The 12259-nt window shown below is 70.3% G+C and carries 8 protein-coding genes; all 8 read right to left on the bottom strand.

Annotated elements, in window-relative coordinates:
• Positions 1 to 201: 201 nt before the first annotated feature.
• On the bottom strand, positions 202 to 1008 hold the full coding sequence (locus ACGFY5_RS07735) for a DeoR/GlpR family DNA-binding transcription regulator (protein WP_392718436.1): 807 nt from the start codon (positions 1006 to 1008) through the stop codon (positions 202 to 204).
• A gap of 289 nt (positions 1009 to 1297) precedes the next feature.
• Positions 1298 to 1942, bottom strand: coding sequence for a LuxR C-terminal-related transcriptional regulator (locus tag ACGFY5_RS07730; RefSeq protein WP_392718434.1), 645 nt, complete (start codon positions 1940 to 1942; stop codon positions 1298 to 1300).
• On the bottom strand, positions 1930 to 3174 hold the full coding sequence (locus ACGFY5_RS07725) for a sensor histidine kinase (protein WP_392718432.1): 1245 nt from the start codon (positions 3172 to 3174) through the stop codon (positions 1930 to 1932). Before ACGFY5_RS07725 ends, ACGFY5_RS07730 begins: the two co-directional genes overlap by 13 nt.
• Positions 3175 to 3191: 17 nt before the next feature.
• Complete coding sequence (locus ACGFY5_RS07720; RefSeq protein ID WP_392718430.1) at positions 3192 to 5702, bottom strand: FtsX-like permease family protein; 2511 nt, start codon at positions 5700 to 5702, stop codon at positions 3192 to 3194.
• Positions 5699 to 6430, bottom strand: coding sequence for an ABC transporter ATP-binding protein (locus ACGFY5_RS07715; protein WP_392718428.1), 732 nt, complete (start codon positions 6428 to 6430; stop codon positions 5699 to 5701). Before ACGFY5_RS07715 ends, ACGFY5_RS07720 begins: the two co-directional genes overlap by 4 nt.
• A gap of 152 nt (positions 6431 to 6582) precedes the next feature.
• Positions 6583 to 8055 (bottom strand): 3-oxoacid CoA-transferase subunit B, encoded by a 1473-nt coding sequence (locus ACGFY5_RS07710; protein WP_392718426.1) that lies wholly within the window; start codon positions 8053 to 8055, stop codon positions 6583 to 6585.
• Between the two features lie 134 nt (positions 8056 to 8189).
• The gene (locus ACGFY5_RS07705; RefSeq protein WP_392718424.1) at positions 8190 to 10217 is read right to left on the bottom strand and encodes an acetate--CoA ligase family protein; all 2028 of its coding nucleotides are present in this window, start codon (positions 10215 to 10217) and stop codon (positions 8190 to 8192) included.
• The gene (locus ACGFY5_RS07700) at positions 10217 to 12235 is read right to left on the bottom strand and encodes an FAD-dependent oxidoreductase (protein WP_392718422.1); all 2019 of its coding nucleotides are present in this window, start codon (positions 12233 to 12235) and stop codon (positions 10217 to 10219) included. The genes ACGFY5_RS07705 and ACGFY5_RS07700 overlap by 1 nt, the downstream gene beginning before the upstream one ends.
• Between the last annotated feature and the right edge of the window lie 24 nt (positions 12236 to 12259).

The raw sequence follows: 12259 nt of genomic DNA, 5'->3' as shown, positions 1-12259 counted from the left end.
TCGGGAACTCAATTCGTGCGGGGGGAACGTTCGCAGGAATGCGAACGTGTCGTCGATACTTGTCCGAGGAGCCAATTCCGAGCAATTCCGCACTGCCCGGAATCGATGCCCGGTTCAGTCGTCGCCACTTGGCTCTTTCCGTGCGGAACCAGTCATCGGCGACGCGAGATGTGCCCGGTCGCGAGCGAACCGGCGCCCGTTTCACACCCGCAGCACGGCCGGGCCGAGGGCAGCGATTTTGGATGCTTCGGACGACGACAGCCGGCGATCGCTGATGATGACGTCGAAGTCGGTGACTTCTGCGAATCGGCAGAAGCTCGAGACCGCGAATTTCTGGCTGACGCCCGTGAAGACCCTTCGCCTCGATACCCGCACCGCAGTGGCCTTGACTTCGGCGACAGCAGGATCGGGGGTCGTGAGGCCATGATCACGGGAGATGGCATTCGCACCGATGAACGCCAGGTCGATGACGAACCGGCTCAACATCTCCGTCGCCCAATGGTCGACCGTGCCGAGAGTGGTTCCGCGCAACCGTCCCCCGAGCAGGTAAACCGTGTAGTCCGTGCGACCGGCCAGCGCCGAGGCGATCGGCAGCGACGCAGTGACGACGTGCAACCGCTGGTCCGGCAGCAGGCGGGCAATGAGCTGCGGTGTGTATCCCTCGTCGATGAAGACGGTCTCGGCGTCGCCGACATGGCGCACCGCCTCGGCAGCGATCCTCTCCTTCTCTCCGGAGTGCGCCGACTCGCGCGCAACCAGGTCGGACTCGTAGGCCGCCGTCTCCACCGGATAGGCCAGCCCGTAGGCGCGCCGCACCAGACCTCGCGCTTCGAGCGCGGAAAGGTCGCGGCGCATCGTCTCCGCCGACACCGAGAATCGGTCGGCGAGTTCCGTCACCGAGACGCGTCCCTCGCTCCGAGTGACTTTCAACAAGGTCCGTTGACGGTCCGTCGCATGTCCCAGAGGGGACGGATGCGGATCGTTCTCCGTAGTAGCCGTGGGGTCCACTGCTCTCCTCCTCGCTCCCGACCGGGATCGGAGGACCTCGGCAGGCGACTAGGACGAGCCCGGGCGACTGTTCCGACTTCGACGCGAGAAAAGTCGTTTGGGCAGGCAACGGAAGATTGACCGCCGGGGCAGGGAGGTTCAAGACTCCCCTGCGTGCATGGCTGAAATGGTGGGGCGTACGTCCGCGATGCCGACGGGGCCCGGAACGGGGCAGGTGGCCTCGGCGGCCGATCACGGAAGGACGTGTTCCTGGGCGGCGACAGCGGAGGAGTCGCGCGGTCGAAGGCCGCTATCCGTTGAGGTAGGTGAGCACTGCGCGGACGCGCCGATTGCTGTCCTCGGCCGGAAGGAGCTCGAGCTTCGTGAAGATGTTCGTGATGTGCTTCTCGACCGAGACCGGAGCGAGGAACAGGGCTGAGCAGATCGCGGAGTTCGACAGGCCCTGCGCCATCAGACCGAGAACCTCCCGCTCCCGCGGCGTCAGCGCGGACAGGCCGCTCCGGCGATGGTGGCGGGTGACGAGTTGCCGCACGACCTCCGGATCCATCGCGGTGCCTCCGGCCGCCACGCGGTCGACGGCGTCCAAGAAGTCGTCCAATGCGGTGATCCGGTCCTTCAGTAGATAACCGACCCCGCCGTGACCGTCGGCGAGCAGGTCCGTGGCGTAGGCACGTTCGACGTACTGCGAGACGATGAGCACCGATGGACGCGGTTCGGAGGCACGGAGGTCGAGGGCGGCACGGAGACCCTCGTCCCGGTAGCCGGGCGGGAGGCGCACGTCGACGATCGACAGGTCCGGCCGGTGCTCGGCGACCGCGTCGAGGAGCGCCGGAGCGGTGTCGACCGCAGCGACCACGCTGTGTCCGGTGTCGGTCAGCAGCCGCACGAGCCCCTCGCGGAGCAGGAGCAGGTCTTCGGCGATCACAACGCGCATGGGAGCTCCGCGTGCAGGACGGTCGGGCCGCCGGGTGGGCTGGTCAGCTCGAGTGTGCCGTCGAGTGCTTCGACGCGGCGGCGGAGCCCGTCGATACCGGAGCCGGCCGGATCGGCGCCGCCGTGACCGTCGTCGGTGACGAGGACGTGCGCCGTGTCGCCGACGCGATACAGCGACACACTGCACTGCGTCGAGCCAGCGTGCTTGCTGGCGTTCGCGAGGCCCTCCGCCGCGACGAAGTACGCGGCGGACTCCACCGCCGCTGGGTACCGATCGGCCTCGCTCCCGAGCACCGTGACCGGCAGGGGGCTGTCGCCGGCGAGCGCAGCGATCGCAGCGTGCAGACCTCGGTCGGTGAGGATCGGTGGGTGGATGCCGCGGACCAGCCGCCGTAGCTCGGTGAGCGCCTCGTCGAGCTGATGACGGGCCAGCTCGACGTCAGCGGCCGCGCCGGCCGGCCCCGACCGCAGTTTCCGGGCCGCAAGGGCGAGCGTCATGCCGGCTGCCACGATCCGGGCCTGGGCGCCGTCGTGCAGATCGCGTTCTATCCGGCGCAGCTCACTGGCCTGCGCATCGACGACCCGACGGCGGGTCTCGGCCAGCCGGGTCGCCTCCTCGACGAGTTGCCGGTGAGCACCGGGCCCCAGCAGCGCTCGGGCCGCCCGGCCGTACAGCCGGCCGACCGTCGGCAGGACCCAAGCGACCAACGGAAACAGCGTCAGACCGAGGCCGGACATCCCGAATCGTCCCGCCACCGTGGTCATCAGCGGGTCGGCCGGGAACGGTGCGTGTGGGTTCGGCACCGCCCAGGCCCACAGGGGCGCGGTGATCGCACCGACGTCGACCACCACGACGACGAGCGCGGTGACGCCGCCGGCCAGGCCGAGCGGAAAGAGCCCGGCCAGCCACGCCACGTCCCGCCACGTGGCCGGTTGGGCGGCCACGGCGCTGACCCGCTGGCCGATCGTCGCACCGGAGATCGGGACGTACGGCGGGTCGATCGGTGAGCCGACCACCCAGCGGGCCCGGCGTCGCTCGAAGCCTGCGAACCGGCGCGTGACCCAGGCCGCGGCCAGGAACGTCGGACCACCGAGGTGGGTGAGCGAGACCAGCGTGACGCCGAGCACCGAGACGAGCGTCCACGCCAAGCCGGCCACTCCGACGAACAGGCTGCCGGCCAGATACGCCACGGCCCGGGCGGTCGCTCCCACCATCGCGTCGATCGTAGCCACCAGCGATCGCCTGGTGATCAGGCGACCAGATCCGGCAGCCCGTCGCCGGGCAGCAGCAGCCGAACCGGGAGCGCCCCGGCGAGCAGTCCGAGCGCACCGACACCCCCGAGCAGAACCAGGTAGGTGCCCGCGTCGACGACCGGGCGGAAAGTCCCGTCCTGCGCGATGCTGAACCTGCCGACGACCGCCCCGGTCACCACGGCTCCGAGCACGAGACCGACCGCCACCGTGATCAGCGCCTCCCGGTCGGCCAGGCGGCGGATCTGTCCGGTCGTGGCACCGGCGAGCCGTAGGTCGGCGAACTCTCTCCGGCGGGCCGCGAGTGCGATGGCGAACGTGTTGAGTACCGCGATCGCGGTGAAACCGAGCGAGATCGTGACCATCAGCTCCCACGCTCCCTGCTGATTCCGCGCGTCCGCGGCGGGTGCGGCGTCAGCCGTCGGTTCGATGAGGACGCCGGGGAGCGCATCACGCAGACGATCGGGGACATCCCCCCGGTAGCGCACCGCGATCGAGCCGACCAGTCCGACCGGATCGTGGGCTGCCACGTCGTCGGCGGGCAGGATCATGTCACCGAAGCCGCGGGACCGCTGGTAGACCGCGGCGAGCTGCAACGTCGTCCGGTGACCGTCGGCCAGCCAGATGTCGATGCGGTCACCGACGCGCCAGCCGTAGTGCTCGGCCAGGTACGCGCTCGCCGCGAACGTCCCGGCGCCGCGAAGCGCTCCCTCGCGTACGTCGACGTCGAGCACCAGCCCGGTGCCGGACGTGCGGAGGCCCTGCGCGGCGTAGTCCTCCGGCTTTCCGCCGCTCGCCACGACGGCCCTGGTCGGCAGAGTGGCGGCGGCGGCGGTGACACCGTCCACGGCGCTGATCCGAGCGGCCGCCGCCAGCGGCAACCCGCCTGGCGCGGACACCTGGGCGGTCGACGGTGCCGTGCGGGCCGCCTGCTCGGCTGCGGTCAGGTCGGTGAGCAGAGCGCTGTTCAGCAAAATCACGGCGTTGATCGCGAACATGAGCACGAGTGGAACGGCGACCGCCGCGACCCGGCGGCGCTCGGCGCGGGTGATCAGGCCGGCCAGCCAGCCGGTCGTCCCCCCGGTACCGATGAGCCGGGCGACCGGCTCGGTCAAGACCCGGGTCAGCGGCGGGCCCAGTGCCGCCACCGCGCAGAGCAGGAGCGCCGTGGCCACGAAACTCATGCCCATGCCGAGTGGGCCGTCCAGGGGAACGAACGTCAGGAGCGCGACCGCGCCGGCCGACGTCACCGCCGCGAGCGCGACGCGGACCGCGATGCCGCCGGTGGGGGTCGTCGCCGTCTCCACGAGCGCCTGAGTCGGGGCGATCCTGACCGCTCGTCGTCCGGCCAGCCGGGCGGCGACGAACGTCACGACGATGCCCGCGCCCGCCGCCGCGAGCAGCACCAGCGGATACACCCGCACGACGAACTGCGCCGGAACCGCGTCGAGATGCCGGAAGCGCGCGGCCACTATCCAGGCCATGACAATGCCCAGCGGCAGGCCCGGGACCGCAGCCACGACGGCCAACAAAGCGCTTTCCAGGCCCAGCAACTGGCGCAGTCGTCCCGGCGTCGCCCCGGCCGTGCGCAGGAGCGCCAGCTCCCGCAATCGCTGTTGCACGCTCAGCGTCACGGTGCCGGTGAGCACGAAGGCAGCGGCGAACGCGGTCATTCCGATGACGAATCCGAAGATCGAAATCGGAGCGACGTAGTCGGGCTGAGCGCCGGGGAGATCAGCCCGCACGCGTTCGTCTCCGGTCAGGACCTCGGCGCCGGCCGCGGCGGCGCGCACCGCAGCCACGAGCGCGCCACTCCTGACGTCCGCCGCCGGAAACACCGCCACCGCGGTCGGCCCGGACAGTCCCGACACCTCGGCGACGTCGACGTCCGCGACGAACAGCGCGGCCTGGGCCGGGAGCGCGTCCCGACCGTCCGGCGCTGCGGTTCCGGACACACGGAGCGTCCGAACGCCGGTTCTGGTCGTCACGCTCAGCGTGTCTCCGGCCCGATGGGCCAGGTCGGCGTCGACGACCGCCTCGCCAGAGCGTGGCGCGCGGCCGTCGACCAGGTGGTATGGGGTCAGGCGCGCCGAGTTCCATCCGTGTCCGACGACGGGTGCGTCCTGCGCGCCCCGGAGCGGACGTCCCTCCGAGTCGAGGACCCGCGCGGCGAATGCGTAGTCGGGGACGGCGGCGCCCACTGCGGCCAGACCCGCGATCTGCCGCGCCAAACCGAGTGGCAGGGTCCCCGCTCCGGTGAGGCGCTCCGTCTTGACCTTCGTCTTGACCTTGTCCTTCTTGGACGTCGTCGTCGTGATACTGACTTCCCGCGCGCCGGAGACGACCACTGGTACGGCGTCGAACCGGTTCGCCGGAGGCTTCGCGGTGAGCACCGAGGCCAGCAGCGTTCCGCCGGCCGCCAGCAGCGCGATCGCCAGACACGCGGCGAGGAACGTCCCGAGGTAGGCGCCGCGGTGTCGGCTCAGCGTCCCGAGCGCGACGCGGATCATCGGTGGCTCACCGCCATCATCTGCGCCGCGACCTTCTCGGCGGTCGGGTCGGCGAGTTCGGCGACGACCCGTCCGTCGGCGAGGAAGACTGCTCGGTCCGCCCACCCCGCCGCAGCCAGGTCGTGCGTGACCATCACGATCGTCGTGCCCAGTTCGTCGACGGCCTCGCGCAGCAGCGCGAGCACCTCACGACCGGACGACAGGTCCAGCGCGCCGGTCGGCTCGTCCGCGAAGATCACCCGTGGACGAGCGGCCAGCGCCCTGGCGAGCGCCGTGCGCTGTCGCTGGCCACCGGACAGTTGCGCCGGCCGGGCATCTTCCCGTCCGGCCAGGCCTACCCGTCGGATCACCTCCTTCGCCCAGCGCCTGTCCGGCCGGACGCCGGCCAGCCGCTGCGGCAGCAGCACGTTGTGCCACACCGACAGCGAGTCCAAGAGGTTGTACGACTGGAAAACGAAACCCACCCGCGTCCGGCGGACCCGGGTGAGCCGCGGCTCACGCAGGCCACTGATCTCGTCGCCGGACAGCAGCACCTGCCCGGTGTCGGGTCGGTCCAGCCCGGCCGCGCAGTGCAGGAACGTCGACTTACCCGACCCGGACGGTCCCATGACAGCGTTGAACGTCCCAGCTTCGAAGGCCACCGATACGCCCGACAAAGCACGCGTGCCGCCTGGATACGTCTTGGTTACGCCCCGTAGGTCGACGACCGCGGTGTGGTTCAGCTCCATGACCGAAGCCTTCTCTCGGGCGCGGCCGCCGGGCAGACGGTCATCCGTGTGGCGGTGGTAGGGAAACCCCCACCACAGTCCTCGCCGGACGGCCGCTCGTCAGCGTGCCCCCGCGCTCGCTGACCGGAAGCCGCCGGGCGCCCAGCCCGGGCTCAACACAGATCAGGATCAACGGTGAAGTCGGGCGCGGTGGCCCGGCGCACCTGGTCGAGCGTGACGCCGTCCACGATCTCCCGCAACACGAGGCCATCGGCCGTGACATCGAACGTGCAGAGGTTGGTGATGATCCGTTCGACCACGGCCCGGCCGGTCAGGGGAAGGCTGCAGGTCTCCACGATCTTCGGCGAGCCGTCCTTGGCGGTGTGGTCCATCACCACGACGACGCGCTTGGCTCCGCTCACCAGGTCCATTCCGCCGCCCATGCCCTTGACCAGCCGGCCGGGCACCATCCAGTTGGCGATGTCGCCCGCGGCGGAGACCTCCATGGCTCCGAGGACGGCGACGTCGATTTTCGCGCCCCGGATCATGCCGAAACTCAGGGCCGAGTCGAAGATCGACGCACCCCGCCGCAAGGTCACGGTGGCCTTGCCTGCGTCGACCAGATCTGCGTCCTCTTCGCCCGGATACGGGTAGGGCCCGGTGCCCAGCACGCCGTTCTCGGACTGCAGCACGATCTCCACGTCGTCGGGCACGTGGGCCGGGACAAGGGTTGGGATGCCGATGCCCAGGTTGACGTAATCCCCGTCGGACAGCTCGGCCGCCGCCCTGGCCGCCATCTCGTCTCGGGTGCGCCCGATTCGCGATCCGGCCGGGACAGCGGTCGCGGCGACGCCGTCGGCCGCAACGGCGTCCGCCGGCCGGGGGCGGGTGCGCCGCTTCTCGATCCGCTTGTCCGCAGCCTGCTCGGGAGTCAGCAGCACGACGCGGTGCACGAAGATCCCCGGTAAGTGAATCTGGTCGGGGGTCAGCTCCCCGGGCTCGACGAGTTCCTCGACCTCGGCGATCGTGACCGCCGCAGCCATGGCCGCGAGCGGATTGAAGTTGCGCGCCGACTGCCGGAAGACGAGGTTGCCGTGCCGGTCGCCCTTCCACGCCCGGACGAGCCCGAAGTCCGTGGTGATGGCCTCCTCCAGCACGCAGGTCCGCTCACGGCCGGCCAGGTCGAACTGCTCGGTACGCTTCGGCCCGCTCCGGGCGACGATCGCTCCGCCGGGCCCGTACCGCCAGGGCAGACCACCCTCCTCGACCTGGCTGCCCGCACCTGTCGGGGTGAAGAAGGCCGGAATGCCGGAACCTCCGGCACGCAGCTTCTCGGCCAGAGTGCCCTGCGGCACCAGCTCGACCGCGAGTTCGCCGGCGAGGTACTGCCGCTCGAACTCTTTGTTCTCGCCGACGTAGGAGGCCGTCATCCGCCGGATCCGGTGCCGGCTGAGCAGCAGCCCGAGCCCCCAGTCGTCCACACCGCAGTTGTTGGACACGACGTCCAGGTCGGTCACGCCGGCGTCGACGAGCGCTCCGATCAGGACGCTCGGAATGCCGCACAACCCGAATCCGCCCACCGATAGCCGGGCACCTGAACCGATGTCGGCGATCGCCGCAGCGGGATCGCAAACCACCTTGTCCATCTCTGTCTCCTGTTCTCGCCGGATCACGCGTGGTAAAGACCGCCGCCCATCCGGTTCAGCGGTCGGCCGCGATCGTGTACGTCGTCCATTCGCTGAGAGCGTCCCTCCGGTCACCAGTGCGCTGGGCTCGGCTATCAGGCTTGCGCCGCGAGCGCATCGAGCACGTACACACCGCCGGGCGCGACGACGACCGGGTTGAACTCGGCGAACGGCAGATCGTGCGCCGCGAACGCGGTGAGCACGGTCTCCACCAGGTGCTCGAGCGCCTCGACATCGCCGCGGGCCCCGCCGCGATAGCCGCTGAGCAGCGTGCCCACCCGGGATGCGCGCAGGGTCTCAGACCGGTTCGCGGCGTCCCAGGCGTGCCAGAGCACCACCTGTTCGTCGAGCAGTTCGGCCAGCACGCCGCCGGGCCGCAGCACCACGGTGAGCCCGTACTCGGGATCGCGGAGAACGGCCAGCAGGAGGTCCTGTCCACTCGGCACGCCCTGCTGCACGACCACTGCGTCCCCGTGTTCCGCGCATACCGCGGCGACCCTGGTGTACGCCGCGTGCAACGCTGCGGTGTCCCGGACGAGCTCGACCGCGCCCAGGTCCGAGCGGTGCGTGATCGTCCGTCCGGCGGCCTTGATCGCGACCGGGAAGCCGTAGACTTCGGCGGCTTCGGCGGCTTCGTGCTCGTCGGACACGAGCCGCCATCGCGACCACGGGAAGTCGGCCGGCAGGACCGCGGCGACCGCTTCCAGACCGAGCATCGGCCCGTGTCCACCGCCGGCCGGGGCCGCGGCTTCCGGGGTACCGCTGACGGTCCGGGCCAGCGCGCCGATCGACCGCTCCGGTGTCGGTACCACGGCGACGTTCGCGTCGGCGAGCTTCGCGATCAGATCCGGGTCGAGCGGATCGTCCTCGCTCAGATGGGTGAGGACGATCGGCGCCGCGTCGGCCGGGCGGGCGCTGAGCGCGGTGACCATCGCCTCCCGGTCGTGAGCCAGGCTCGACGCCACTCCGACGACGACGTCGCACCCGCCCCGCTCCGACAGCTCGACGAGCAGGTCGGTGAAGACCACGGTTTCCCCCAGGAACGGGACGTCCAGTGGGTTCGTCGCGGCGACGCGCCCGCCGCTGATCGCCGAGACGGCCGTCGCCGTCGCGGTGCCGAACGAGGGCAGTGCCAGCGTGCCGGCGGCGCGCACCTGATCGGCCAGCACGACCCCGCCCGCTCCGGATACCGAGGCTCCGGCGATCTTCGCTCCGGCGGGCAACTGCCCGACCACCTGCTCCACGACCAGGCAGTCGGCCAACTCGGCGAGGCCCGGCAACCGCCGGAACCCGGACTGTGCCAGGACTGCTCCGGAGATGTCCTTGGAGCCCACCACCCGCCCGGTGTGCCCGCCGGCTGCCACCTTGCCCAGGTCGCTGTCGGCGACCTTGACCAGGAAGACGTGCTTGCCCGTGGCCTCCACCAACTCGCGGACGCGCGGCAGCCAGTCCACGTCGGTGATGCCCTCGAGGAACAGCCCGATCCGGTCCACCTCGTCGCGTTCCAGCAGACCCGCGACCAGCTCCATCGCGCCCACGTCGAGTTCGTCACCGGTGCTGAACCAGTGCGCCAGGCCGGTACCCCGGCGCAGCAGAGACATCAGCAGGCCATTGCCGCTGGCCCCACTCTGCGTCACCAGGGCCGCCCCGCCCCGCTTCGGGGTGGTCGTCTGCAGCACGCTCGAGAAGTTCAGGTGCGTCCCGCTGGCGATGCTCATCGTGCCGACGCAGTTCGGGCCGATGACGCGCATCCGCCGGCCAGGCGTGGTCAGGAACGCTTCCAGCTGCCGCCGCGGTCCACCGGCGTGGTCCTCGAAGCCGCTTCCGATGACGACGGCTGTCTCGACGCCGGCCGCGGCCAGCCCCGTCAGCGCCTCCGTCACCCGCTCCGCCGGCAGATTGACGATCGCTGCCTGCGCGCTGCCGGGTTCGAGAGCGGAAATGGCCGGTACGCAGGGCACCCCGGCGACCGAGTCGTGCCGCGGATTGACCACCTGGATCCGGCCGCGGTAGCCGTACCGCTGGAGGTAGGCCAGCGATCGGCCGGAGGACTTGCGGGGATCCGACGACGCACCGACCAGAACGACGCCGGTGGGCTCGACAAGGCTTTTGATGAGATCCATCAGATCGCCCGCGCCGCCAGCTCGGCTTCCCACGTCGCGTTGAAGAACCGGCGGGGAGCCAGACAGTCACCCACCACCGAGGCGTCGGTGAAGCCGACCCGTTCGAGCTGCGCCGCGAGCCCCGTCCGCGCGGCCTTACCCGTGGAGACCACGAGTGCGTCCACCTCGCCCCAGACGAACGTCTCGTCGGTGTCCAGGTCCCGGAGGGTCAGCTCGTCGCCGTCGAGGGCGTCGATGATCGTCCGGGTGGTGAACTCGACGCCGAGCTTGCGTAGCCGGCTGTAGAAGGGGCCCTGGTCCCGGTTGCCGGCGAGATCCGGGCCCACCTGGTTGAGCCGGGTGACGTACCGGACCGGGTGGCCGCTCCGGGCCAGTTGCTCGGCCGCGATCATCGGCTCCCGGGTGCCGGTGTCATCGAAGACGACGGCCCGGTGCGCGATGTCGCCGCGCTTGGCCCGCAGCGTCTCCTCGACAGTGAAGACGTTGAACTGGTCCATGCCCCGTACCTCGGTACCGGGTTCCTGCCAGCGGAACGGCTGCACAGCGCTGATGCCCGTCTTCAAGAAGTCCGCCCCCGCAGCCAGGACGACGTGGTCGTACGGCAGGTACCAGTCGTCGCCGCTGACCCACTCGTTCAGCCGCACCTTGACGTCGGACTCGGCGATCCGTTCGATCAACCAGTCGGTCATGCCGACGTACTCCTCGTACGAGGTGCCGCGCAGCAGGTTCACCTGGCCACCGAGCTCGGACCGGCCCTCGAACAGCACGACGGAGTGACCCCGCTTCGACGCCGTGTACGCGGCCCGTAGTCCCGCCAGGCCGCCGCCCACGACGACGACCTCCTTCGGGTGCTCGGCCGGTGTGAGCGTGCCGGTGCCGAGCTTGCGCTCGACGCCGACTGCTGGGTTGTGCGCGCAGGCCAAGCGCGTCGACATGACCGTGGACAGACACCAGTTCGCGCCGACGCACGGCCGGATCGTGTTCGCTTTGCCGGCCGCGGCCTTGTTCAGCCAGTTCGGCTCCGTGATCAGCTGCCGGGCCATGCCGATGAAGTCGGCCTTGCCGGCGGACAGGATGTCCTCGGCCTGGTCCGGTGTGGTGATCCGGCCGACGACGACGACCGGCAGATCGCCCACCGCCCGCTTGATGTTCGCGGTGGCGTCGACCTGGTAACCACGCGGGCCGGGCGGCACCATGTACATCTTCATGCGGTCGAGGTAGTTGCCCTGGGTGACCGAGAGATAGTCGAGCTTGTCGGTCGCGGCGAGGCGCGAAGCGATCTCGACCCACTCCGCGTTGCCCAGACCGTTCTCCAGGCCCTCGTCGCCGCTGATCCGCATGCCCAAAATCATCGTGGCGGGCACGATTTCGCGGATCTGGTCGAGGATCCGCAGAACGATGCGCATGCGGTTCTCGAGGGAGCCGCCGTACTCGTCCCTGCGATGGTTCGTCGCCGGCGAAAGGAACTGACCGAGCAGGTAGCCGTGGGTGACGCCGTGGATCTCGACCCCGTCCAGCCCGCCCTCGACGGCGTAGCGCGCCGACCGAACGTAGTGCTCGACGATCTCGTCGATGTCGGCGTGGGTCATCTCGTGGGGGATCTCGCGGAACAGCCCGCACGGCACCGCGGAAGGCGCCCAGACCGGGAGCCGGCTCACGACACCGTGGGTCTGCCGGCCACGGTGCCAGAGCTGGGCCATCACGAGCGTGTCGTGCTCGGCCAGCGCGGCCTTCATCTGCTTGTAGGGCTCGACCACCGTCTCCTCGAACGCGTGGACGCGCATGCCTTCGTAGGGCTGTGTGGTCGGGTGGACGGCCATCGCCTCCATCGTGATGACCGCTGTGCCGCCCTTGGCTCGCTCGACGTAGTAGTCGATGTGCTCCTGGCTGAACGTATTGCCCTTCACCAGGTGGGTGCTGTGAGCAGTCATCCAGGTGCGGTTGCGGGCCGTCCGCGGGCCGAGCTTCAACGGGCTCAGCAGGGTCGGATAGGGCGCCGCCGGGGTCTCGATGGACATGCGGGAACTCCTTCTACAGACAGC

This window comes from Cryptosporangium sp. NPDC048952, from assembly GCF_043197895.1.
Taxonomy (GTDB): Bacteria; Actinomycetota; Actinomycetes; order Mycobacteriales; family Cryptosporangiaceae; genus Cryptosporangium.
Note: the sequence above shows the minus strand (reverse complement) of the source record. Positions and strands in the feature narration are given on the sequence as shown.

Bases quoted from the DNA above. Each gene is read 5' to 3' on its own strand.
- ACGFY5_RS07700 (WP_392718422.1), bottom strand. From the start codon at position 12,235: ATGTCCATCGAGACCCCGGCGGCGCCCTATCCGACCCTGCTGAGCCCG.
- ACGFY5_RS07720 (WP_392718430.1), bottom strand. From the start codon at position 5,702: ATGATCCGCGTCGCGCTCGGGACGCTGAGCCGACACCGCGGCGCCTAC.
- ACGFY5_RS07710 (WP_392718426.1), bottom strand. From the start codon at position 8,055: ATGGACAAGGTGGTTTGCGATCCCGCTGCGGCGATCGCCGACATCGGT.
- ACGFY5_RS07730 (WP_392718434.1), bottom strand. From the start codon at position 1,942: ATGCGCGTTGTGATCGCCGAAGACCTGCTCCTGCTCCGCGAGGGGCTC.
- ACGFY5_RS07715 (WP_392718428.1), bottom strand. From the start codon at position 6,430: ATGGAGCTGAACCACACCGCGGTCGTCGACCTACGGGGCGTAACCAAG.
- ACGFY5_RS07705 (WP_392718424.1), bottom strand. From the start codon at position 10,217: ATGGATCTCATCAAAAGCCTTGTCGAGCCCACCGGCGTCGTTCTGGTC.